Source organism: Achromobacter insolitus, assembly GCF_002209555.1.
Lineage (GTDB): Bacteria > Pseudomonadota > Gammaproteobacteria > Burkholderiales > Burkholderiaceae_B > Achromobacter > Achromobacter insolitus.
In genome coordinates this window covers 661,395-684,246 of record NZ_NJIF01000001.1, presented here as the reverse complement: position 1 = coordinate 684,246, position 22,852 = coordinate 661,395, and the positions used below count along the sequence as shown (strand labels likewise).

The window sequence follows — 22,852 nt, the reverse complement described above, 5'->3', positions numbered from 1 at the left end:
TCCTGATGAGAAAACGTGGGCGATGCAGAAAACAAATCAGCGCGCGGCGCCTTGGGCGGCAGGGTGGTTCGCATGCCAGTGGCGCGCGATGTCGGCGCGCCGGCACACCCAGACGTCGTCGTGAGCGGACACATGGTCCAGGAAGCGCGCCAGGCCCGCCGCGCGGCCCGGCTGGCCGACCAGTCGCAGATGCAGGCCCACGGACATCATCTTGGGCGCGGTGGCGCCCTCTTCGTACAGCATGTCGAAGGCGTCGCGCAGGTACTCGAACAGGTCCTGTCCCGTGGCCATGCCGCCGCGTATGAATTTGGCGTCGTTGTTGGCCAGTCCGTAAGGCACCAGCAGGTGGGGTTTGCCGCCTACCTCGGTCCAATAGGGCAGCTCGTCGTTGTAGGTATCGGAGTCGTAGAGGAAACCGCCTTCCTCGGCCAGCAGGGCGCGGGTGTTCAGACTGGGACCGTAGCGGCAGTACCAACCCAACGGGCGCGAGCCCACCGTGCGGGTGATTGATTCCACGGTGCGGCGGATGCGTTCGCGTTCCTCTTCCAATGTCAGGTTCTGATGGCGTTCCCAGCGCCAGCCATGCGCGCATACGTCATAGCCGGCCGACTTGATCGCTTCACAGACGGCCGGATTGCGTTCCAGCGCCAGGCCACATCCCAGAATGGTGGCCGTCATGCCGCGTTCCCTTAGCAGCCGGTGCACGCGCCAGAAGCCGATCCGGCTGCCATACTCGAACATCGATTCGGCCGCCAGGTCGCGTCCCGTGAAGCCGCCCGCGCCGCCTTCGGTCAGGCCGGTCTCGGATTCAGCGTCGCCGTCCGGCACCGAAGGCTCGCCGCCTTCCTCGTAGTTGATGCACAGGTTCAGCGCCAGGCGCGCGCCGCCCGGCCACTTGGGATCGGGCGGGGTGGCGCCATAGCCGACGAAGTCGCGGCGCAAATGCGGATGATCGGTAGTCATAGCAGGCTGGTCATCGGTGAGAAATCAATCGGAAAGCGAGACCACGGCGTGCGGAGCCGGCGCCTGCCAGAACTCATCGTCATCGCCGCGACCGGTCTGGCCCATCAAAACCAGGAATTCCGCCGGCCCCTGCAGCACGGTCAGGCCGTGATGCCAGGCGCCGACGCGGTAGCACACGCCCTGGCTGCCGGTTGCCAGAAAGGCCTCCAGCCGCGCCATGTCGGGCAGGCCGTCGGCACCGGTTGGCGCCACCACGACCAGATAGGGCGACGCTGTCAGCGGCACGAAGCTCTGCGCCGCATGGCGGTGGCGTTCCATCAGCCGGATCTCGATCGGCCCCGCAGGCGCGGCCTGCACCCGGCTGACCCAGCCCGCCTGCCGAACCACTTCGGGTCCATGCCGCATGGGTTCGGTCAGATAGTGGCGGCGTTCCGCGCCCTGGTGTGCAATCACCTCGCCGTACGGCGCGAAGGCCTCGGGCGTGAGTGGCCGAGGGCGGATCACGCGCGGACAATCATTCATGTCACGCGCCATGGTTCAGATATCCCAGCGAATTCACATAGCTGCGCCGCACGTTCTCCAGATGCGCCGCCATCGCTTGTCGCGCCCGGGAGGATTCGCCAGACAGCAGCGCTTCCACGATCGCCAGATGTTCTTCCCGCGCCTGTACCTGCCGTTGCGGCAAGCGCTCCACGTCGCACATCCGCACCTGCCGCCGCGCCGCAGTGATCATCGTCGCCAGATTCCGGTTGCCGCAGTACGCCGCCACCAGATCGTGCAGTGCGTTATCGACCTCCCAATCCGACTTCTCGTCCGGGGTCTTCGCATCCAGCAAGGCCTGCAGCCGCGCCCGCAGGCCTTCCAGCGGCTCCGCCGGAATCCGCCCGGTCGCCATCGCCGCCGCCTCGCTTTCCAACAGGCTGCGGATCTGCAGCAGTTCCAGCAGATCCGTCACGCCAAACGAGCGCACCACGATGGACCCATTGGACAGCCGCTCCAGCATCCCTTCGCCCAGCAACCGGTTCATGGCTGCCCGCAACGGCGTGCGCGATACCTCCAGCTCATCCGCCAGACGGCGTTCCTCCAACACTTCCCCCGCCGGAATCCGGCGCGAAACGATCTGGTCCAGCAGGGTCTGATAGGTGCGTTGCGTAGCGTTCATGTGTGTTGCAGCGTAAGAAAAAGGCGCGGGGGGCAGAGACTCTCAGTTGCCGTCCCGCGCAATGGTTGAGAAGGTACCCCACTGGTATCCCAAGTAGATACCGGTAGTATCCCTAATAGGCCAGACCTGATGATCCCAGGCAATCAGAGAGGCGTGTGAAGAGGAGAAAAAGGGAAACCGGGGGGAAAACCGCGGCGAGAGGAAACTGCGAGGAGAGGAGAACGAGGACCATGCCAGCGCGCAAGCGCACACCGCCTCGACGTCTCGCCACCACGTAAGCTGCTTGCGGCCGCCTGCGCGGCCGCAAGCAGCGGGCCCCGCAAACCTCGCCACTACCCACGGGTCTGACGGCTCAGTGAACCAAGAAACTCGTAGCCCGGCGGCGCGGGCCTTGAGGCTGCGAGCAACCTTGATGCGCCCGAGGGAATCTGAAGGAGTCGCCGAAGGCGGCGACGAAGATGACGAAGGGGGAGTCCGGAGCGAACGCTCCGGACCGCAATCGCGGGCGCGAGCAGCCTCAAGGCCCGCGCCGCCGGGCGCCTACGAAGACAACACCGGCATCAACAAAAAACAACATCAAGGAGCCGAAACCCGCTCCACCTCCCACGCCCGCGGCTTCTTGACCGCCCAAGGCTGATACCCCCTGATATCCGACCGATAAGCCCCGATATCCAGCCCGTTATACAAAGGGATGCTAGGCACATCCGCCAGGAACAGCTTGTGCAGCTGATCAAACGAAGCTTGCCGCTTCGCATGATCCGTATCCGACGATGCCGCTTCGATCAGTTTCACGGCTTCCGGGTTGTCCCAGACTTTGCGCGGCTGCTTTGCCTTGTCCCCGGTGACCATCTCGTAGTTCAGCGCCGCATCCAGCCGCGCCGAGTACGGGAACGTCATCATCTGATAAGTACCCGCGTTGTAACGATCCAGCTGCGTCGCCCATTCCACCACGGACAATTGCGCCTTGATGCCCACCGCCTGCAGCATCGCCTGGATGATGACGGCCGAGTTATACGATTGCGGATAGCGCTTGGTGGTCAGGATCGTCAGCTCCTGCCCTTTGTAGCCGGCCTCGCCCAGCAGCTTCTGCGCCAGCGTCGGGTCGTAGTTCCAGCCCTGTTTTTGCGCTGCATCGTGATAAGGCGAGACCAGCGGCACGATGGAGTTGTTGGGCTGGGCCAGGCCTTCGGTCACTGCCGCGGCCAGCTGCGCATAATCGATGGCATGCGCCAGCGCCTGGCGCATCTTGGCGTTCGACAGGACCGGGTCCTTGGTCTGTATCAGCAGCGCGGTCATGCTCATTACCGGCGCATGCGCCACTTTGACATTGGGCGTGCCTTGCAGCACCGGCACGTCGCTATTGGATACGTCCTCGATGATGTCGATGTTGCCGCGTTGCAAGGCTGCCTTGGCGGTGGAATCGTCCGGCACGATCAGGAAACGCACCTCGTCCACCAGCGGCCGCTTCGAACCCGTATAGCCGTCGCGTTTGCCGTCCAGGTTGGAATAGCCCGCGAACCTGGTCAGGCGCACGTACTCGCCGCGCTTCCATTCCGCCAGCTCGAAGGGGCCCGTGCCGATGGGTTTGTCCCAAGTGCCGTCCGCGCGCACCGAATCCTTGGACAGGATCCCCGTGCCGCCGCAGTCGGCGCGAGCCAGCGTCGCCAGGAACAGGCTGCTGGGCTTTTCGATGTGGTAGACAACGGTCTGCGCATCGGGCGTCTCAACACCCGTTACCTTGACCGTGCCGCGTCCATCGAATTCGCTGGCGCAGCGCCAGCCCGAATTGGCCGCGGTGTAGTGCTGCCAGGTCCAAAGCACGTCGGCCGATGTCATCGGCTTGCCGTTATGGAACTTGATGCCTTCGCGCAGCTTGAAGGTATAGGTCTTGCCGTCGGCGCTGATGTCCACCGACTTGGCCAGCAGGGGGCGCACTTCCGCGTCCTCGCCATAGGCCACCAGTCCTTCCACGATGTGCAGCACTACCGCGTCGCTGTTGCTGTCGCGGTTGACACCGGGCTCGGTGGAGCGGATGTCGGCCGTGAACGAAATGCGCAGCGGCGGGGCGGATTGCGCCCACGCCGTGCCCGCCATGGCGCCCAGCGCCAGCGTAACCGCGGCGCCCAACAGATGTTTTTTCATCGATACGTCTTCCTGGATAGCGTTGCGCGCGCCGCTTCAGGCGGCGGCCAGCAGTTCGGGTTCGGCGTTCAGGCTGTAGCGGGTGAAGCTGCGATTCAGCGCCGGCAGGGGCGCGACTTCCATCAGCCCGGCCTCCGGCTCCATGATGACCATCGCGACCGTGGCGGACAGGTTGTCATGGCTGCCAGGACGTGGCGGACGGCAGACGGAGTAGGGCGAGCCGAAGTCGTCGAACAAGGCGCGCTTGAGGTCTTTGCGCGTCAGCTTGGTCTGCTCGTTCAGCAACCGGCGCACGCGCCAATCGCGATAGGCGCTTTCCGGTGTGCTGGCGCGGCCCGTATCGCGCAGCTTCGTCAGGGCTACTTCGCTGACCCAATGGTTGGCGTGGACGATCAGGTCATCGCTGCCTGGATAGATGGGGAAGGCTTCGTCGGTGGTGCACTCATAGTCCACGCCGAAGCCCGCGGCCATGCCGATCATGATGTTGTTGGAGCAGGACTTGGGCGTGGTCGCCACTGCCTTGATGGCCAGCGCAAAATGTTCCTGTTCCAGCACCTTGCGGCGGATCAGCGACAGCGGCACGCCCAACTGGCGGAAATCGCGGTCGGATTCCAGGTAGTTGGCGGTAATGGAGACGCCGGCGCTGTTCAGGCCGCTGCGCGCCAGGCCGCCCGCTTCGACGAAGGTGAGGATGTCCGGGCCGTTGTCGTTGCGCACCCGCAGCACGATGGCAGTCTCGGCGCATTCCGCGCGCCAATCCCAGTTCTGCCCATGGATCAGGCGGCCGTTGGCGGAGCGCGTCGGCAGGATCAGCGCGCCGGTGCAGCCGTCGCCGGGCTCCAGTTCGGCGGCTTTTTTCTTTTCGGCGCGAGCCTTGGCGATGACTTCGGTGCGGGCGTTGACCATCACGATGTCTTCGAAGGACACATCCGCGCCGGCGGCGATGCCGCGCATTTCTTCCAGGTAATGCGGCGCGAAGTTCTCGATCTCGCGGGCGAAGCCGTTGATGAGCGCGGTGCGCGCCATGGCGTCATAGCCCAGGTCGACCAGCGTTTGGCCATACATCCTGGCGCTCTTGCGCACGCGGTCGGCGGCTTGCTGGCCATACGAGCGGCCGCGGGCTTCGGGCGCGCCCGAAACCGATACGAAGGGAAATTGGGTGATCTGGGTCATGGACATGGGCCGGCGCCGGGCGCCGTGCAATCGGTGGGTGAAAATCTGAATCGGAAATTCCGTGGCGAAAAAATGTTAGCTTATTTTGGCGCCAATATTGCTCAGGGTTTACCAGTGCAGTGGGACTGCCGCCTTGGGTTCAGCGTGCTGGCGCGTGGGCGGCGGCCAATTCCGAGCAGGTTTTGAACGCGGCGCCCGCGGCACGAAAACGCTCCAGCAACTGTTCCACCTTTTGCAGCCGCGCGGCGCGCCCGACGCCGTTGTCCGCGCGCGGGTGCAGGGTCAGGCAGGCATAGCCTTCGGCGGCAAGCAGCGCATCGCCCTGTTCCACCCAGTGCGCGTAGGCGCGGTCCTGGGTGACGCGGCGGCTGAAGTGCGTCGCGTCGCACAGGCCTTCGCTCCAAGGCAGTTCCACCATGCCGGCGCCGCCGTCCGCGTCCAGCGCATAAGGAGCGTCGTCGTCGATCGCGCTGCTGTCGTAGCGATAGCCAAGTTGGCGCAGCAGGGGCACGGTGTTGGCGCTGAACGCGCCAGGGTAGCGGAAGCCTTGCGGCGCTGAGCCTATCAGCTCCGCCAATCGGTCCCGCGCCCGTTCCAGCACCTCGCCTTCGCGCGCGCCCAACGAAGGCAGGTCTTCGAAAGCATTGCCTTGTGACGCGGCCTCGTGGCCGTCGTGCAGGCTTTGTTCCAAGAGATCGCGGCAGCGTTCGGCTTCGAACACCGGCCAGAACAGCGTCGCGCGGATGCCTTGGCGCCGCAGCATGTCCAGCAAGCGAGCCAGTCCGCCGCCATAGGTGTAGCGGCCATGCGCGTCGCGGCCGTGCAGCGAGGTTTCGGGTTGGGTCGCGGCTTCGGGGCCGATGCCCTGCACGTTGATGGTGACCAGTACGGTTTTGTCGGCGCTCATGCGCTTCTCCAGGCGTCGGGACGGGCAAGGCAGTGCCGCGCCAATGCTTCCAGCGTCATGACGTGCACATCGGGCTGGGCGGCCACATAGGCAAGAAAGCGGTCCATCGCGGCGGCGCGGGCGGGTGTGCCGGAACCGCCGGCGGCCTTGGGGTGCACGGTCAGGTGCACATAGCCTTCGGCCTGGCGCAGCGCCTCGAACTCCTGCACCCAGTTGTCATAGGCTTCAGCTGCCAGGCTGTGGCCCGAGAAATAGAAGGGGTAATCGTCCAGCGACACGGTGTTGTTGGGCAACATGACGAAATCCGCCATGTCCGCGGGCACGTAGGGACGGTCCTGGTCTTTTTCGCTGGCGTCGTAGCAGTACCCCAGCCTCCGCAGCGCGGGCAGGGTGCGATGGCTCTTGCGGCCGGAGGGCGAACACCAGCCTGCGGGCGTCACACCCAGCTCGCGTTGGATGATGCGGTGGGTCTTTTCCAGCAGGGCCGGCTCGTCCTCGCCCAGATCCCAGGCTTCGTGCAGATAGCCGTGCGCCGCGATCTCATGGCCTGCGTCCAGGATGTCGTGGAAGGTGGCGGGGTAGTGCTCGACGTCGTAGCCGCAGGCAAAGAATGTAGCTGGCATGCCGTGGCGCGCCAGGATTTCCAGATGCCTGGGGACGCCGCGCCGTATCGCATAGCGGCCAGCGGTATGCGGTCCGGCCGGGAACTGCTTGCGGCCGACCTCCACAGCCGGGCCGTCCACGTGTACGGTGACGCAAACCACCGCGCGCACCGTGGCAGCGCCCGGGGCGCGCAGACCTTGCGCGCGCAGCTCGCCGTCCAGCGGCAGCCAGGGGTTGGCTTGCGCGTCCAGCGGGACGCCATAGGGTATTCGTTGCATCAGGTGGCCTTGATGTTCGCGTTCTTGATCAGCGCGCGCCACTTCTCGCTTTCTGTGGCGACGAACCGGCCCAGCTCTTGAGGCGTGCTGCCATGCAGTTCCAGCCCGTTCTTGGTCAGTTGCGCCATGGCCGGCTGCTTGAGCGCGCTTTGCACGGCGCCATTGAGCGTCTGGATGACGGAAGCGGGTGTGCCAGCGGGCACGAATACGCCGTTCCAGCCTATGGCCTGATACCCGGGGAAGCCCGACTCCGCGACGGTCGGCACGTCGGGCAGGGCCTGTGCGCGCTGGGCCGAGGTGACCGCCAGCGGCCGCGATTTGCCGCCCTGGATGAATTGCTGCTGGTTGATCACCACGTCCATCAGGATGGGGAATTGTCCGCCCAGGAAGTCATTGACCGCCGCCGCCGCGCCCTTGTAAGGCACGCCGGGCAGGTCCAGGCCCGCCGTCGCCTTGAGCAGTTCCATGGCCAGGTGCGCGGAGCTGCCGTTCTGCGTAATGCCGTAGAAGTACTTGCCCGGATTGGCCTTGATGATGCTCACCAGCTCCTGCAGGGTGCGGGCGGGAAACGACGGATGTACCACCAGCACGTTGTTGTAGTAGCAGACCATGGATACCGGCTCGAAATCCCTGACGGGGTCGTAGCCGATGTTTTCGTACAGGCTCTGGTTCACCGTGTGAGTGCCGGTGGATCCGAGGGCGATGGTGTAGCCGTCCGGCGCGGACCTTGCTGCTTGCTGAGTGCCGATGTTGCCCGCGGCGCCGCCTTTGTTGATGACCACCACGCTTTGCTTGAGCGCTTCGCCGATGCCTTGGGCCAGGGGCCGCGCCACCAGGTCGGTGCCGCCGCCGGCCGGGAAGGGCACGATGAACTGCAGGGCGCGTTCGGCCGGATAACCGGTTGCCCAGGCGCGGCCAGGACGGGTCAGGGCCGCGGCGGCCAGCGTGGCGGCCGATGCGCCCAGGAAATGCCGGCGACTGACGCCGCTTTTGGTACTGAATGACTGTTTCATGGATGTTCCCCTCGGTGTTATTGCCCGTTCAAGCCGTTTTTCCTATCAAGCAGGTAGGTTCGTGAATATCATTATTCGATAAAAAATTAATTTATCCAATTATTTTTTATCTATAAATGATAAAAATACAGAAAATGATAGGTGTGGACTTGTAGGTTTGCGAGGGGCGATAGCCTTGCTCAATGATGCCTGCGGGAGTCCCCGGACCCGTGTGATACGCTGCGCCCGATCCCGCGTTGTTCCCGACCACGACCGCCATGTCCACCCTGAAGCGAGCCCTCGCGATTCTTGACCTCTTCAGCCTCGAAACCCCGGTGTTGTCGGCGGAAGCAATCATTTCGCGCCTGTCGTATTCGGCGCCTACGGGCTATCGCTACATCCGCGACCTGACGGACCTGGGGTATCTGCTGCGCGTGACGGGCGAGGGCTACAAGCTGGGGCCACGCATCATCGAACTGGACCACCTCATCATCGACGGCGATCCGGTGCTGGGCGTGGCGCGGCCGATCATGCGCGAGGTGGTGGACCAGGTGGGCGGGGACGTGCTGCTCAGCGTGATCCACGGCCTGCGCATTCTCAACATCCACCACGAGCGCGGGCCGGACGAACTGGGCATTCCGCACGGCCGCGGGCGCGCCCATCCTCTGTTTCGCGGCGCCACGGCCAAGACCATCGTGGCCTTCCTGCCGCGCAAGGATCAGCGCCGCCTGTACGACGCGCATGCAGACGAAATCCGCGACCTCGGCCTGGGCGGGACGCAGGCCGAGTTCACCGGCTATCTGGACAGGATCCGGGTACAGGGGTTCTATCTTGGGGTAGGCGAGATATCGCCGGAGCGGGCGGGCATCGCGGTGCCGGTGTTCCAGGAAGACCGTCGCGTATTCGGCGCGTTGACCGTCACCTTTCTTGCCACCCGGCTCAACACCATCGCGCAGGACAAGACCGCGTCCCTGCTGCAGTCCGCCGCCCGCCGCATCGAATCCCTGGCGCTGGCTACCCGCATGAAGGAACTGGCCCCCGCGCCATGAGCGCGAAGGCTTGCTCGCCAGGCCGCCATCGTCACAGCCGCGCGCGGCCCCGCGCGTCTATTGCAGTGCCGCGTCTGCCGGTGATCCCATCGCCTGGAACAGCGCGGCCGTTTCCGTCAGGCGGGCGCTGGCGTATTCGATCTCGCGCAAGCGCGCCGCCACGTAGTGCTGTTCGGCCGCATACTCGGTATAGGGTGCCAGCGCGCCCAGCCGTACGCGGCTGGCGGTGTTGCGGTAGGACTGCTCCGCGGCGCGGCGCGAGGCTTCGGCCGAGGCCAACGCCTGCCCGTCGGCGTCCAGTCGCGATAGCGTGTCGGCCACATCACGAAAGGCTGTCAGCACGGTCTGCTTGTATTGCAGCAAGGCGGCCTCGTAGCGCTCCTTGGCCGCGTCACGTTCAGCCAGCAACGCCCCGCCATGGAAAATGGGTTGCGTGAGCGATGCGCCGATCGCCCAGATGGCACCTGCGCCAGACATTGCCGCCGGCCAGTTGAAACCGCCCTTGCCCATGGACGCGGACAGCGACAGGCTGGGAAACAGCTGCGCGGTGGCGACGCCCACGTCGGCCGCGGCGGCCTGGACCACCGCGTCGGCGAACAAGATGTCCGGACGCGCGGCCAGCAGTTCGGACGGCACCACCACCGGTACCTGCTCGGGCACGGCCAACAGGCTGAAAGCCAGGTCGGCCGGCGCCTGATCGGGATTGCGGCCCAACAGCACCGCCAGCGCATGCCGCGTGGCATGCCAGCGGGCGCGCAGGCCCGGCAGGGACGCTTCCAGCGTGGCGGCGTCCTGGTCCGCGTCCAGGGCATCGTTCTGCGATGCCGAACCCAGTTCGTAGCGGCGCTGCGTATCGCGCGCCACCTGCCGCGCAAGCACCACCTGCTTTTCAGTCAGCGCGACGCGCTCCGCCAACGCGGCGGCCGTGATGGCTCCCGTCACGATGTTGCTGGCCAGCGAACGGCGCGCCGATTCCAGCTGGAAGGCCTGTTGCTCGACCTGCGCCGCGAGCGAGTCGTTGGCGAAGCGCGCCGCGCCAAACAGGTCCAGGTCGTACTTGGCGTGGATCTGGCCGGTGAACACGTTGTATTGCGCGGTCGGTTCGGGCAGGTTCGGCATGGTCAGCGCGCGCCGGCGGGAGACATCCGCGCCCGCATCCACCGAAGGCAGCAAGGATGAATTCACCTGGCCGCGCAGTTGCTCGCGCGCGCCTGCCAGATTGCGTTCGGCGGCCGCCAGGTCCGGACTGTTGGCCAGGCCTTCGGCCACCAGCGCGTTCAGGGCGTCCGAGCCATAGCGCTTCCACCATTGCGGCACGGGCCGTGCGCCTTGTTCGAAGCGCTGCGCCACGCCTTGGGCGTTGGCGCTCGCGGCGGGCGTGGCTTCCACGCCATATTGCGCCGGTGGCGCGACGGCAGGCGGCTTGCTGCTGGGCGCGAAGGCGCAGGCGCCCAGCGCCAGCGTCAACGGCAGGACGGCCAGGTGTCGTGGAAATCTGCGCATCGTCATGCTCCCCTTTCCGCCGTGTCGCCGGCGTGGGCGCCAGGCGGCACGCCTTCGGGCTCGTCGCGTTCGTCGTGGCGGACGCGGAACCACGCCGCGTATAGCGCTGGCAGGAAGAACAGCGTCAGCACGGTGGCAATCGTGATGCCGCCCATGAGGGCGGTGGCCATGGGGCCGAAGAAGTTGCTGCGCAAGAGCGGAATCAGGGCCAGTACGGCGGCGGCGGCGGTCAAGGTGATCGGCCGGAAGCGCCGCACGGTGGCGCCGACGATGGCGTCCACGCGCTTGTGGCCGGCGCCGATGTCCTGCTCGATCTGATCCACCAGAATGACAGAGTTGCGCATGATGATGCCGAACATCGCGATCACGCCCAGCATGGCGACGAAGCCGAATGGCTTGCCGAACAGCAGCAATGCGGCAACCACGCCGATCAATCCCAGCGGCGCGGTCAGCACGACCATCAGCACGCGGGCGAAGCTCTGCAGCTGCAGCATAAGCAGGGTCAGCACGGCGACGGCCATCAGCGGCATCTGGGCATTGATGGAGGACTGCCCCTTGGCGCTTTCCTCGACCGGACCGCCCACGTCAATGCGATAGCCGACCGGTAATCCGCTGCGCAATGTGTTGAGCTTGGCGTCGATGGCGCGGGTCACGTCTATGCCCTGCGCGCCGGCGGCGACGTCCGCCTGCACCGTAATGGTGGGCTGGCGGTCGCGTTCCCAGATGACCCCGTACTCCAGTCCGTAGCGCAGGTGGCCCAGGCTGCCCAGCGGCACCGCGCCGTTGGGCGTGGGCATGGCCAGGGTGGTCAGGCGCGCGGGGTCGATCCGCTCTTCCTGCGGCGCGCGCAGGCTGACGGTGATGAGCTTGTCGCGTTCGCGGTATTGCGTGACGGCATAGCCCGACAGCGTCATGGCGAGGAAATCCGACACGTCACTGGCACTGACACCCAGTTCGCGCGCCTTCTGCTGGTCGATCTCAAAGCGCACCGAGCGTTCGGAGGGTTCGTCCCAGTCGAACTGCACATTGGTCGAGCGGGGATCGGCGCGTACTTCGGCCGCCACTTGCTCGGCCACGGCCCGCACGTCCGCAATCTTGTCGCCGCTGACGCGGAATTGCACCTGGAAGCCCACCGGTGGACCGTTCTCCAGGCGGGACAGGCGGCTGCGGATGGCCGGGAACTGCTCGCGCAGCACGGGTTGCAGCCATTGGGCGAGCTTCTCGCGGTCTTCGACGGAATGCGTGGTGATGACCAATTGGGCGAAGTTCGGCGTGGCTAGCTGCTGGTCCAGCGGCAGGTAGAAGCGCGGCGCGCCCGTGCCGACGAAGCTGACCGAATGATCGATCTCGGGGCGGCCCTCCAAGACCTTTTCCAGGCGTTCGACCTGGCGCAGCGTGGCCGCGAACGAGGCGCCTTCCTGCAGGCGCACGTCCACCAAAAGTTCGCTGCGGTCGGAGCTGGGGAAGAACTGCTGGGGCACGAAGCGGAAGCAGGCCATGGACACCACGAACACCAGCACCGTGCCACCCAGCACCAGGTAGCGGCGGTCCACGCACCAGCCCACCCAGCCGCGCAAGCGCTGGTAGAAGCGGGTGTCGTAGATGTCGTGCTCGTGGTCGTCCGGCAGATGCGCTTCGCGCTTGCGCTCGGGCAGCATGCGGTAGCCCAGCAGCGGAATCAGCACGACGGCGGCGAACCACGAGGTGATCAGCGCGATGGCGGACACCTGGAAGATGGAACGCGTGTACTCGCCGGTGCTGGACTTGGCCAGCGCGATAGGTAGAAAGCCCGCCACCGTGACCAGGGTGCCCGTCAGCATGGGAAAGGCGGTGCTGGTATAGGCAAACGCGGCGGCCCGCGCGCGGCTCCAGCCCTGTTCCAGCTTCACGGCCATCATTTCCACGGCGATGATGGCGTCGTCCACCAGCAGGCCCAACGCCAGCACCAGCGTGCCCAGCGATACCTTGTGCAGCCCGATGCCGAACATGTCCATGAACAGCGCCGTGACCGCCAGCACCACCGGTATCGAAATGACCACCACCATGCCGGTGCGCAAGCCCAGCGACACCAGGCTCACGGCCAGCACGATAGCGACTGCCTCGGCCACGGATCTCAGGAAGTCGTCCACCGAGTGCGACACGGCCTTGGGCATGCTGGAGACTTCCTTCAGCATCAGGCCGGCGGGCAGCTGGGCCTTGAGCTCATCGAACTTGGCGCCCAGCGCGCGGCCCAGGTGCACGACGTCGCGCCCCGGCTGCATCGTGATGCCTATGCCCAGCACGGGGCCGCCACCCAGGCGCATCTGTTCGACGGTCGGGTCCTGGTAGCCGCGGCGGATGGTGGCGATATCGCCCAGCCGGATCGATTTGCCGTTGATCCGGATCAATGTGTCCGCCAGGGCCTGGCTGTTGGCGTACTGGCCGGTAGGCCGTACGAAGATGCGGTCGTCGGCGGTCGTTAACGTGCCTGCGTTGGCTACCGCGTTTTGCCCGTTGATGGCTTGCGCGATCTGCTGCGGAGACACGCCCAGCCGCGTCAGCTGAGTGTTGGAAATGTCGATGTAGATATGCTCGGGCTGATCCCCGAAGTAATCCACCTTGGCCACGCCCGGTACGCGCAGCAGCACGGTGCGCAGGCGGTCGGCATAGTCGCGCAGCTGGGCGGGCGAAAACCCGTCGCCTTGCAGGGTGTAGATGTTGGTGTAGACGTCGCCGAACTCGTCATTGAAGAACGGGCCTTGCACGCCCGGGGGCAGGGTGGCCGAAATGTCGCCGACCTTCTTGCGCACCTGGTACCACTGCTCGGCCACGGTGCTGGCGGGCGCGGAGTCCTTCATGGTGTAGAAAATCAGGGATTCACCGGGCCGCGAATAACTGCGCATGAAGTCCGTGTTGGGGGCTTCCTGCAGCTTCTTGGCGATGCGGTCGGTGACCTGCTCCTGCACCTGTTGCGCGGTGGCGCCAGGCCAGAGCGTCTTGATGACCATGACGCGGAAGGTGAAGGGCGGATCTTCGGACTGCGCCAGTTTCGAGTAGGACAGCACGCCGAATAGCGTGATCAGCGTGATGATGAAAATGACCAGCGGCTGGTGCCGCAGCGCCCAGGCCGACAGGTTGAATCGGCCTTCCTCATCGCGGCGTCCCTGGGCCACGGCATCCGGTTGAGTGCCGTTCATGAGGCAAAGTCCTCGGGATGCAACGGCGGCACGGCGCGGACTTTTTCGCCCGCGGCCACCGCATGCACGCCCTGCCACACCACGCGCTCGCCGGCCTGCAGGCCTTTGGACAGGGTGACGGTGCGGGCGTCGTAGCGCAGCACTTCGACGCGGCGCAATTCCAGCGTGTCGTCGCCTGCCTTGACGATCCACACCGCGGGCGCGGATCCGTCGTGGAACAGCGCGGTCGCGGGCACGGTATAGGTAGCCAGGCCTTCGCCGGAACGGTTGTCGAAGCTGATGTTGGCCGTCATGCCCAGGCGCACATCCGGCGTGGGGGCCTCCAGCGTGAGCTTGGCGCGGTAGGTGCGGCTTTGCGGATCCGCGGCAGGCGCAATCTCGCGCAGCACCGCAGCAAACGTCTGGCCGGGCAGGGGGCCGAGGCTGACGCTGGCGCGCTGGCCGATGGACAGCCCCGCAAGCACGCTTTCCGGAATGTCGCAGATCGCGTCGATGTCGCCGGACCAGGCCAGGCTGTAGACCGGCTCGCCCGCGGCCACGTTCTGTCCGGTGTCCGCCTGTTCGGCGGTGATGACACCGGCATGGTCAGCCTGCAAAGCGGTGTATTTCAGCTGGTCGGCCGCCAGCGCCGCCTGTTGTTGCGCCTGGTCGCGTTGCGCCAGCGCCGCGGCGTAGGCGTTGCGCGTCTGCTCCAGCTGGGTCGCCGCGATCAGGTTTTCGCGGGCCTGGGCGCGATCGCGGTCCAGTTGCTGACGCGCGTACTCCAGCTGGTGCTGGGCGGCCGTCAACTGCGCGCGGGCGCTGGCCGCGTTTTTGGCGGCGTCGGCCGGATCCAGTCGCGCAACGATCTGGCCGGGGGCGACGGTATCGCCCAGACGGACCTGGCGTTCGATGATCTTGCCGCTCACCCGGAATGACAGGGGGGTGCTGTAGCGCGCCTGCACTTCGCCAGGCAACGTCCAGGCCGGCAGGCGTTCGTCCGCATGGGCCGGCATGGCGACCACGGGCCGCGGCGCGGGCGGCGGCGGCTCGTTGCGGCCGCAGCCTGCGATCAGCAACGCAATGGCCGCGGTAGCCGACAGCGACAGCAGGCGCGGCCAGCGGACCAGGCGGGGGGAGAGCGGGGGCGGTGCCGCGGGGGCAGCCGCGCCGGGGCGCGCGGCAAGGCGCGCGCAAGGGCCAGGGCAATTCACGTAACACCTCGCGGCGCGAGAAATCGGGAACAAGGGCCGATTGCGGCCCGATACGGCCTGGATTCTAATACAGTCATGAATCCAGATTCAACATTGAATCTGAAATGGCCGCCAGTGCTAAACTCCCGCCATGTCAAAAGTCCGCCTTACGCGAGAGCAGAGCCGTGATCAGACGCGTCAGCGTCTGCTCGACGCTGCGCAATCGATTTTTCTTGCCAAGGGGTTTGTGGCCACCAGCGTGGAGGACATCGCCGAGCAGGCGGGGTATACGCGCGGGGCCTTCTATTCCAACTTCACCAGCAAGTCCGAACTCTTCCTGCAGTTGCTCAGGCGCGATCACGAAAGCGTAATGAGCGACATGCGCGCCATTTTCGAGGACGGCGAATCGCGTCCGCAGATGGAAGCCCGCGTGCTGGAGTACTACTCCACGCACTACCGCGAGAACGACTGCTTCCTGTTGTGGATGGAAGCCAAGCTCCAGGCGGCCCGCGATCCCGATTTCCGGGTGGGTTTCACCGCCTGTATGCGGGAACTGCGCGAAGCCACCACGGAATACATCCGCCAGTTCTCGGCACGCGTCGGTACGCCGCTACGCATGCCGCCGGAACAGCTGGCGCTGGGCCTGTTGGCCTTGTCGGATGGCATGCAGTTCAGCTATGCCTTCGACCCGCAGGCCGTCACGCCCGAAATGACCGAGGCCGTGCTGGCCGGTTTCTTCCGCAGCGTGGTCTTTGGCGAATCCAGCCCGCAGTAGCGTGGCCGGACGGCAGCCTCAGGCCAGCAGTTCCGAGATTTCGATGAGGTTCAGGTCCGGGTCGCGCAGGTAGACCGAGCGGATCTTGCCGGTGGCGCCAGTGCGCGGCACCGGGCCTTCGATGATCTGGGCGCCCTCGCGGGCAAGCTGGGCGATCACCTCGTCCAGCGGCCTGTCGGCAATGAAGCACAGGTTCAGCGCGCCCGGCACGGGCAGGTGGGCCTTGGGTTCGAACTCGCGGCCACGGACGTGCAGATTGATCTTCTGGTTGCCAAAGCGCAGCGCCTGGCGGCCTTCGCCAAAGGTTTCCAGGCGCATGCCCAGGATCCGGGTGTAGAAATCCACCGTGGCGTCGGGGTCGGTACAGGTCAGGACCAGATGGTCCAGGTGATCGATCATGGGATATCTCTCCTGAGGCCGGCCCGGTTTGAGGTTTCAGATTGTCAGACGGCCTTGCGCCGTGATAGTAATACTTGCGGCGCGCGGCCGGACTGAGGGGGGCGCTCGCTGGATTTTCCAACCCTCGGGCGAAAGGAGCTGCTGCATGACTTCAGAAACCCGATCATCCACCATCAATCGCCCCGTGTTCTTTCCCGCGGCCGTGTTCACGCTGCTGCTGGTCGGATTCGCCATCCTGGCGCCCAAGGCGGCGCAAAGCCTGTTTGAATCCGTGCAGGGCTGGATACTGGGCAACGCCAGTTGGTTCTACATCCTGGTCGTAGCCATCATTCTGATCGCGGTGGTGTTCCTGGCGGTCAGCCGCTACGGCGACATCAAGCTCGGGCCGGACCACAGCGAACCCGACTACCGCAACTTCACCTGGTTCGCGATGCTGTTCTCGGCAGGCATGGGTATCGGCCTGATGTTCTTCGGCGTGGCCGAGCCCGTGATGCACTTCATATCGCCGCCCGTGGGCGAAGGAGGCACGGCCGTCGCAGCCCGCGAAGCGATGAAGATCACGTTCTTCCATTGGGGGCTGCACGCCTGGGCCATCTACGCAGTGGTGGCGCTGATCCTGGCCTTTTTCAGTTACCGGCACGGCTTGCCGCTGACCTTGCGCTCGGCGCTGTATCCCTTGATCGGCAACCGCATCCACGGTCCCATCGGACATGCGGTGGACATATTCGCCATTATCGGCACGGTGCTGGGTGTGGCCACTTCCCTGGGTCTGGGCGTGGCGCAGATCAACAGCGGTCTGAACCACCTGTTCGGCACGCCGGTCGGCGTGACCACGCAAATTATCCTGGTCATCGTGACTTGCGGCCTGGCGACCCTGTCGGTGGCCAGCGGCCTGGACAAGGGCATCCGCATCCTGTCCGAGACCAATCTGGTGCTGGCCGCGGTGCTGCTGCTGTTCGTGCTGGTGGTCGGCCCCACGGTGTTCCTGTTCCAGACCTTCGTGCAGAACACCGGCGCCTACCTGTCGGACATCGTCAACAAGACCTTCAACTTGTACGCCTACGAACCTACCGACTGGATCGGTGGCTGGACCTTGTTTTACTGGGGCTGGTGGATCGCGTGGTCGCCCTTCGTCGGCCTGTTCATCGCGCGCATCTCGCGCGGCCGCACCATTCGCGAATTCGTCACCGGGGTGCTGCTGGTGCCGGCCGGCTTCACCTTGTTCTGGATGACGGTGTTCGGCGATACCGCCATTCACATGATCCTGGTCGACAAGGTGCAGGGCCTGGCCGAAGTGGTGCAGGCCGATTCTTCCTTGGCGCTGTTCGCCTTTCTTGAGCAATTGCCCTGGAGCGGGGTGTTGTCCGTCGTCGCCATCGCGATGGTGGCGGTGTTCTTTGTCACCTCGGCCGACTCGGGCGCGCTGGTGGTCGACCTGCTGGCGTCCGGCGGCTCGGATCGCACGCCCGTGTGGCAACGCATCTTCTGGTCGGTGCTGATGGGCGCGGTGGCGATCGCGCTGCTGCTGGCCGACGGCCTGACCGCCTTGCAGACCGCCACCATCGCCAGCGCGCTGCCATTCTCCATCATCCTTCTGCTGTCCCTGTGGGGCCTCTTCAAGGCGCTGAAGCTGGACGCGACCAAGCGTGGCATCCGCTACCAGTCGCTGACGTTGTCGCGTCCCGCGCGTGGCGGGCAGTCCTGGGAGCGGCGCTTGCGCAACATGGTCATGATGCCGCGCCGCGCCCATGTGCAGCGCTTCATCGGAGACGTGGTGCGCCCCGCGCTCGAAGACGTGGCGGACGAATTGCGCAAGCAGGGCTATCAAGTGGACGTGCGCGAACACGGCAACGACGAAGGCGTGATCATGGAGGTTTCGCATGGCGAGCATCTGGATTTTTCCTATGCCGTGCAGCCGGAAGCCTTCGTGCGTCCCAGCCTCACCCCCGAGGAAGCGGCGGACGAGGATGAACGCAAGTACTTCCGCGCCGAGGTCCACCTGCGGGAAGGCGGGCAAGACTACGACATCATGGGCTGGAGCCGCGATGCCGTGATCGGCGACATCCTGGACCAATACGAGCGCCACCGCCATTACCTGCATATGGTGCGGACCTGACCGCGCCGCGCCCCATGACACCGCCAGCTCGCTGGCGGTTTTTTTTTTGCCCATACGCGTTGCAGGGGTTTGCGGGTCATAGTTCGCCGCTATGCCAGGGATTGGATTAACCCTTTTGACGAAATGCCCGATATCGTGGATTATCCAAGAACATTCTTTGATAAATAGCGAGTCAATCATGAAGGCGAATTCAGGAGCGTGGGCCGCGGGGGCCTTGGCGCTGGCGGTAGCGCTGGTGGGCGGCGGGCTGTACTGGAAGTACGGGGGCGCGCAGCAGAAGGGCGGCTGGGCCATGGCGCCTGCCAAAGTCGCGGTGGCCACGGCCCGGCTAGCGGACTTCCCCGTGACCCTGAGCGGCATCGGCTCGCTGGAAGCGGCGCGCCAGGTGCAGGTGGCGGCCGAAGTGGACGGCCGGGTCGATCGGATCCTGTTCGCGTCTGGCGCGCAGGTCAAGGCCGGCCAGTTGCTGGTGCAGTTGAACGATGCCCCCGAGCAAGGCGAGTTGGCGCGCCTGCAGGCGCAGGCGCGCAACGCGCGCGCCTTGCTGGACCGCACGCGCCGCCTGTTGCCGCAGCAGGCCGCCACGCGTGAACAGCTGGACCAGGCCCAGGCCGACTACGACCAGGCTGCGGGCGACATCAAGCGGGTGCAGGCATTGATCGAACAAAAGCGCGTCAAGGCGCCGTTTGACGGCGTGCTGGGCGTGCGGCGCGTGAATCTGGGCCAATTCGCCCGCGCCGGCGATCCGCTGGTGTCGCTGACCGACGCTTCCTCCATGTACGCAAACATCACCCTGCCAGAACAGGCCATGGGCACGCTGCGCATTGGGCAACCGGTAGCGGTCACGGTGGATGCCCACGCGGGACGCGTCTTCGAAGGCAGCGTCAGCACCGTGGAGCCGCAGGTGGATGCGGGGTCGCGTACCGTGCGGGTGCAGGCGACCCTGCCCAACCCCGACGGCGCCTTGGCGGCAGGCATGTACGCCCAGGGCCAGATCGGCCTGCCCGCGCGTCCCGACGTGATCACCGTGCCCGAAACGGCGGTCAGCTATAGCGCTTATGGCGACTCCGTCTACGTGCTGAATCCGCCCAAGGCGGGCGAGCAAGCGTCCGCGCCGACCGTGCGGCAGGCCTACGTGAAGACGGCGGAGCGGGTACGCGGCCGTGTCGTCGTGACCGAAGGACTGCAAGCGGGCGATCAGGTGGTGACGTCGGGCCAACTGCGCCTGCACAACGGCGCGGCGGTGGAGGTCAGCGCCGAGGACACCGTGGCGCTGGATGCCGCGAAGCAAACTTTGGCCCAGATCCGGTGAGATCGCGGAGAAGCACATGAAATTCACCGATCTCTTCGTACGCCGGCCGGTGCTGGCGCTGGTGGTCAGCACACTGATCCTGCTGCTGGGCATCAAGGCCCTGAGCGGGCTGCCGGTACGGCAATATCCGTTGACCGAAAGCACGACCATCACGATCACCACCCAATACCCGGGCGCTTCGCCCGACCTGATGCAAGGCTTCGTCACCCAGCCCATCGCGCAATCGGTGGCCACGGTGGAAGGCATCGACTATCTGTCATCCTCGTCCACCCAGGGCCGCAGCGTGATCACGGTGCGCATGAAGCTGAACGCCGACTCCAACAAGGCCATGACCGAGGTGATGGCCAAGGTCAACGAGGTCAAGTATCGCTTGCCGCAAGACGTCTACGATCCCGTGCTCGTCAAGTCTGCCGGCGAGGCGACAGCGGTCGCCTATGTGGGCTTTTCCAGCAGCACCTTGTCTCTTGCTGCCCTGACTGACTATCTGTCGCGCGTGGTGCAGCCGCAGTTGTCGTCCATCGATGGCGTGGCCAGCGTGGAACTGTACGGCGGGCAGAAGCTGGCCATGCGGGTGTGGCTGGACCCGAACCGGATGGCCGCGCGCGGCATCTCCGCGGGCGAGCTGGCCGAAGCGCTGCGCGACAACAACGTGCAGGCGGCGCCAGGGCAGGCCAAGGGCCTGTATGTCGTCTCCAACATCCAGGTCAACACGGACCTGGTCAACGTCGCGGAATTCCGCGATATGGTGGTCAAGCGCGAGGGCGATGCGATAGTGCGCCTGGGCGACGTGGCCACTGTGGAACTGGGCGCCGCGTCCACGGATTCCAGCGGCCTGATGGACGGCGAGCCTGCCGTGTACTTCGGGCTGAACGCCACGCCGGTGGGCAATCCGCTGGTGATCGTGAAGCGCCTGAACGAGTTGCTGCCCAACATCAAGCAGAACCTGCCGCCGGGCACCAGCGTGCAGGTGCCGTTCGAATTGGCCCGTTTCATCAGCGCGTCCATTGACGGCGTGGTGCGCACGCTGATCGAGGCCATCGCCATCGTGGTGGTGGTGATCTTCCTGTGCCTGGGCTCCCTGCGCGCCGTGCTGATCCCGGTGCTGACCATTCCCCTGTCCATGCTGGGCGGGGCCGCCATCATGGCGCTGTTTGGCTTCAGCGTGAACCTGCTGACCTTGTTGGCGATGGTGCTGGCCATCGGCCTGGTGGTGGATGACGCGATCGTCGTGGTGGAGAACGTGCATCGCCACATAGAAGAAGGGAAGTCGCCGGTGCGCGCGGCCCTGATCGGCGCGCGCGAAGTGGCGGGGCCGGTGATCGCGATGACGATCACGCTGGCCGCGGTCTACGCGCCCATCGGCTTGATGGGCGGACTTACCGGGACGCTCTTCAAGGAGTTCGCCTTCACGCTGGCGGGCTCGGTGGTGGTGTCGGGCGTCATTGCCTTGACTTTGTCGCCCGTGATGAGCTCGTTCCTGTTGGATAACCGCGTTTCCGAAGGCTGGATGGCTCGCCGCGCCGAGCATTTCTTCGGGCGCCTGGGCGACGCCTACGGCCGCGTTCTGGACATATCGCTGCACCATCGCTGGGTGACCGGCCTGGTCGCCGTGGCAGTGCTGGCCAGCCTGCCATTCCTTTACAACGCCGCGCAGAGCGAACTGGCGCCGGTCGAGGACCAGTCCACCGTGCTGACCGCCATCAAGTCGCCGCAACATGCCAACATCGACTACGTGGAGAAGTTCGGCCACAAGTGGGACGACGTGATGAAGACCCTGCCTGAACAGCAGGGGCGTTGGCTGATCAACGGCTCCGACGGTGTGTCCAACAGCATAGGCGGCGTGGACTTCGTGCCCTGGGAAAAGCGCCACCGTTCCGCCGACCAGATCCAGGCCGACATGCAGGCCATGGCCAACCAGGTGGAAGGCAGCAATATCTTCGCCTTCCAGCTGCCGTCCCTGCCAGGATCGACCGGCGGGCTGCCCGTGCAGATGGTCATCATGAGCGCGTCCGACTATCCGGTCGTCTACGAGGCCATGGAAGAGCTGAAGAAGGCGGCGCGCGAAAGCGGGCTGTTCATGGTGGTCGACAGCGACCTGGACTACAACAATCCCGTGGTGCAGCTGAAGGTGGACCGCGCCAAGGCCAATAGCCTGGGCGTCACCATGAAGGCCATCGGCGATACGCTTGCCGTGCTGGTGGGTGAGAACTACGTCAACCGCTTCGGCATGGACGGCCGTTCCTACGACGTGATTCCGCAGAGCCTGCGCGAGCAACGCATTTCGCCTGAATCGCTGGCGCGCTATTACGTCAAGAGCGCCAGCGGCGCGCAGGTGCCGCTGTCGAACATCGTAACCGTGTCCATGGGCGTGGAGCCCAACAAGCTCACGCAGTTCAACCAGCTCAACGCAGCCACGTTCCAGGCCATTCCCATGCCGGGCGTCACCATGGGCGACGCGGTGCAATTCCTGACGCGCCAGGCGCAGGCGTTGCCGGCCGGCTTCAGCTACGACTGGCAGTCCGATGCGCGCCAGTACAGCCAGGAGGGCTCGGCGCTGATGATCACCTTCATCTTCGCCATCATCGTGATCTATCTGGTGCTGGCGGCGCAGTACGAAAGCCTGCGCGATCCTTTCATCATCCTGGTGAGCGTGCCCATGTCGATCTGCGGCGCGCTGATTCCGCTGGCGCTGGGCATGGCAACCGTCAACATCTATACGCAGATCGGCCTGGTGACGCTGATCGGCCTGATAAGCAAGCACGGCATCCTGATGGTGGAGTTCGCCAACGAGATGCAGGTGAACCAGGGATTGGACCGGCGCACTGCGATGGAGCAGGCCGCGCGCATCCGGCTGCGTCCCATTCTGATGACGACCGCCGCCATGGTCATGGGCCTGATCCCGTTGCTGTTCGCAAGCGGCGCGGGCGCGCACAGCCGCTACAGCCTGGGCCTGGTCATCGTGGTGGGCCTGCTGGTGGGCACGTTGTTCACGCTGTTCGTGCTGCCTACTGTCTATACCGTATTCGCCCGCGACCACCGCGCGGCCCACGATACGCCGCGCGCACGGGAACTGGCGCTGGCCCAGGCCGAGGACGCCGCCGTGCCTGGCACCGCCGCTTAGCCGAAGGAA

General features: G+C 65.5%; 17 protein-coding genes. 5 read left to right on the top strand and 12 right to left on the bottom strand.

Annotated elements, in window-relative coordinates; all coding sequences use genetic code 11:
• Window positions 1-36: 36 nt before the first annotated feature.
• The 8 genes from CEY08_RS03015 to CEY08_RS02980 all read right to left on the bottom strand — a co-directional run bounded on the left by CEY08_RS03015 (window position 37) and on the right by CEY08_RS02980 (window position 8,241).
• Complete coding sequence (locus tag CEY08_RS03015) at window positions 37-963, bottom strand: allantoinase PuuE (RefSeq protein WP_063642063.1); 927 nt, start codon at window positions 961-963, stop codon at window positions 37-39.
• Between the two features lie 24 nt (window positions 964-987).
• Window positions 988-1,485: an ureidoglycolate lyase gene (locus tag CEY08_RS03010; RefSeq protein ID WP_223306424.1), complete on the bottom strand. Its 498-nt coding sequence runs from the start codon at window positions 1,483-1,485 to the stop codon at window positions 988-990.
• A 1-nt stretch (window position 1,486) separates the two neighbouring features.
• A complete protein-coding gene (locus CEY08_RS03005) occupies window positions 1,487-2,125 on the bottom strand; it encodes a GntR family transcriptional regulator (protein ID WP_063961072.1) in 639 nt (212 codons plus the stop codon).
• Between the two features lie 576 nt (window positions 2,126-2,701).
• Entirely contained in the window at window positions 2,702-4,267 is a 1,566-nt protein-coding gene (locus CEY08_RS03000) for an ABC transporter substrate-binding protein (RefSeq protein ID WP_076815868.1), read from the bottom strand.
• 36 nt (window positions 4,268-4,303) lie between these two features.
• The gene (locus tag CEY08_RS02995; RefSeq protein ID WP_076817954.1) at window positions 4,304-5,440 is read right to left on the bottom strand and encodes a C45 family autoproteolytic acyltransferase/hydrolase; all 1,137 of its coding nucleotides are present in this window, start codon (window positions 5,438-5,440) and stop codon (window positions 4,304-4,306) included.
• Window positions 5,441-5,579: 139 nt separating this feature from the next.
• Window positions 5,580-6,347, bottom strand: coding sequence for a polysaccharide deacetylase family protein (locus tag CEY08_RS02990; RefSeq protein ID WP_076815866.1), 768 nt, complete (start codon window positions 6,345-6,347; stop codon window positions 5,580-5,582).
• Window positions 6,344-7,228, bottom strand: coding sequence for a polysaccharide deacetylase family protein (locus CEY08_RS02985; protein WP_084738613.1), 885 nt, complete (start codon window positions 7,226-7,228; stop codon window positions 6,344-6,346). Before CEY08_RS02985 ends, CEY08_RS02990 begins: the two co-directional genes overlap by 4 nt.
• A complete protein-coding gene (locus tag CEY08_RS02980; RefSeq protein ID WP_076815864.1) occupies window positions 7,228-8,241 on the bottom strand; it encodes a Bug family tripartite tricarboxylate transporter substrate binding protein in 1,014 nt (337 codons plus the stop codon). The genes CEY08_RS02985 and CEY08_RS02980 overlap by 1 nt, the downstream gene beginning before the upstream one ends.
• A gap of 257 nt (window positions 8,242-8,498) precedes the next feature.
• Between CEY08_RS02980 and CEY08_RS02975 the strand changes: the two genes are divergently transcribed.
• Window positions 8,499-9,269, top strand: coding sequence for an IclR family transcriptional regulator (locus CEY08_RS02975; protein WP_076815862.1), 771 nt, complete (start codon window positions 8,499-8,501; stop codon window positions 9,267-9,269).
• 57 nt (window positions 9,270-9,326) lie between these two features.
• Here the strand turns inward: CEY08_RS02975 and CEY08_RS02970 are convergent, their stop codons facing one another.
• From CEY08_RS02970 to CEY08_RS02960, 3 genes are read right to left on the bottom strand one after another with little or no spacing between them, the layout of a single operon-like run.
• Entirely contained in the window at window positions 9,327-10,778 is a 1,452-nt protein-coding gene (locus tag CEY08_RS02970) for an efflux transporter outer membrane subunit (RefSeq protein WP_076815860.1), read from the bottom strand.
• Window positions 10,775-13,948: an efflux RND transporter permease subunit gene (locus CEY08_RS02965; RefSeq protein ID WP_076815858.1), complete on the bottom strand. Its 3,174-nt coding sequence runs from the start codon at window positions 13,946-13,948 to the stop codon at window positions 10,775-10,777. Before CEY08_RS02965 ends, CEY08_RS02970 begins: the two co-directional genes overlap by 4 nt.
• Window positions 13,945-15,141, bottom strand: a complete 1,197-nt coding sequence (locus tag CEY08_RS02960) for an efflux RND transporter periplasmic adaptor subunit (protein WP_076815856.1) — start codon at window positions 15,139-15,141, stop codon at window positions 13,945-13,947. The genes CEY08_RS02965 and CEY08_RS02960 overlap by 4 nt, the downstream gene beginning before the upstream one ends.
• Before the next feature lie 130 nt (window positions 15,142-15,271).
• On the opposite strand from CEY08_RS02960, the gene CEY08_RS02955 reads away from it, so the two are divergent.
• Window positions 15,272-15,895 (top strand): TetR/AcrR family transcriptional regulator, encoded by a 624-nt coding sequence (locus tag CEY08_RS02955; protein ID WP_063642057.1) that lies wholly within the window; start codon window positions 15,272-15,274, stop codon window positions 15,893-15,895.
• An 18-nt stretch (window positions 15,896-15,913) separates the two neighbouring features.
• On the opposite strand, the gene CEY08_RS02950 is transcribed toward CEY08_RS02955, so the two are convergent.
• On the bottom strand, window positions 15,914-16,294 hold the full coding sequence (locus CEY08_RS02950) for a VOC family protein (RefSeq protein ID WP_076815854.1): 381 nt from the start codon (window positions 16,292-16,294) through the stop codon (window positions 15,914-15,916).
• Window positions 16,295-16,439: 145 nt separating this feature from the next.
• On the opposite strand from CEY08_RS02950, the gene CEY08_RS02945 reads away from it, so the two are divergent.
• The 3 genes from CEY08_RS02945 to CEY08_RS02935 all read left to right on the top strand — a co-directional run bounded on the left by CEY08_RS02945 (window position 16,440) and on the right by CEY08_RS02935 (window position 22,843).
• The gene (locus CEY08_RS02945) at window positions 16,440-18,410 is read left to right on the top strand and encodes a BCCT family transporter (RefSeq protein ID WP_042796764.1); all 1,971 of its coding nucleotides are present in this window, start codon (window positions 16,440-16,442) and stop codon (window positions 18,408-18,410) included.
• A gap of 178 nt (window positions 18,411-18,588) precedes the next feature.
• Entirely contained in the window at window positions 18,589-19,722 is a 1,134-nt protein-coding gene (locus tag CEY08_RS02940) for an efflux RND transporter periplasmic adaptor subunit (protein WP_076815852.1), read from the top strand.
• A gap of 16 nt (window positions 19,723-19,738) precedes the next feature.
• Window positions 19,739-22,843, top strand: a complete 3,105-nt coding sequence (locus CEY08_RS02935) for a MexW/MexI family multidrug efflux RND transporter permease subunit (RefSeq protein ID WP_042796765.1) — start codon at window positions 19,739-19,741, stop codon at window positions 22,841-22,843.
• Window positions 22,844-22,852 lie beyond the last annotated feature (9 nt).

What these genes read in the sequence shown, in the direction of transcription:
- CEY08_RS03015 (WP_063642063.1), bottom strand. Translation starts at nt 963, where the DNA reads ATGACTACCGATCATCCGCATTTGCGCCGCGACTTCGTCGGCTATGGC.
- CEY08_RS03010 (WP_223306424.1), bottom strand. Translation starts at nt 1,485, where the DNA reads ATGAATGATTGTCCGCGCGTGATCCGCCCTCGGCCACTCACGCCCGAG.
- CEY08_RS03005 (WP_063961072.1), bottom strand. Translation starts at nt 2,125, where the DNA reads ATGAACGCTACGCAACGCACCTATCAGACCCTGCTGGACCAGATCGTT.
- CEY08_RS03000 (WP_076815868.1), bottom strand. Translation starts at nt 4,267, where the DNA reads ATGAAAAAACATCTGTTGGGCGCCGCGGTTACGCTGGCGCTGGGCGCC.
- CEY08_RS02995 (WP_076817954.1), bottom strand. Translation starts at nt 5,440, where the DNA reads ATGACCCAGATCACCCAATTTCCCTTCGTATCGGTTTCGGGCGCGCCC.
- CEY08_RS02990 (WP_076815866.1), bottom strand. Translation starts at nt 6,347, where the DNA reads ATGAGCGCCGACAAAACCGTACTGGTCACCATCAACGTGCAGGGCATC.
- CEY08_RS02985 (WP_084738613.1), bottom strand. Translation starts at nt 7,228, where the DNA reads ATGCAACGAATACCCTATGGCGTCCCGCTGGACGCGCAAGCCAACCCC.
- CEY08_RS02980 (WP_076815864.1), bottom strand. Translation starts at nt 8,241, where the DNA reads ATGAAACAGTCATTCAGTACCAAAAGCGGCGTCAGTCGCCGGCATTTC.
- CEY08_RS02975 (WP_076815862.1), top strand. Translation starts at nt 8,499, where the DNA reads ATGTCCACCCTGAAGCGAGCCCTCGCGATTCTTGACCTCTTCAGCCTC.
- CEY08_RS02970 (WP_076815860.1), bottom strand. Translation starts at nt 10,778, where the DNA reads ATGACGATGCGCAGATTTCCACGACACCTGGCCGTCCTGCCGTTGACG.
- CEY08_RS02965 (WP_076815858.1), bottom strand. Translation starts at nt 13,948, where the DNA reads ATGAACGGCACTCAACCGGATGCCGTGGCCCAGGGACGCCGCGATGAG.
- CEY08_RS02955 (WP_063642057.1), top strand. Translation starts at nt 15,272, where the DNA reads ATGTCAAAAGTCCGCCTTACGCGAGAGCAGAGCCGTGATCAGACGCGT.
- CEY08_RS02950 (WP_076815854.1), bottom strand. Translation starts at nt 16,294, where the DNA reads ATGATCGATCACCTGGACCATCTGGTCCTGACCTGTACCGACCCCGAC.
- CEY08_RS02945 (WP_042796764.1), top strand. Translation starts at nt 16,440, where the DNA reads ATGACTTCAGAAACCCGATCATCCACCATCAATCGCCCCGTGTTCTTT.
- CEY08_RS02940 (WP_076815852.1), top strand. Translation starts at nt 18,589, where the DNA reads ATGAAGGCGAATTCAGGAGCGTGGGCCGCGGGGGCCTTGGCGCTGGCG.
- CEY08_RS02935 (WP_042796765.1), top strand. Translation starts at nt 19,739, where the DNA reads ATGAAATTCACCGATCTCTTCGTACGCCGGCCGGTGCTGGCGCTGGTG.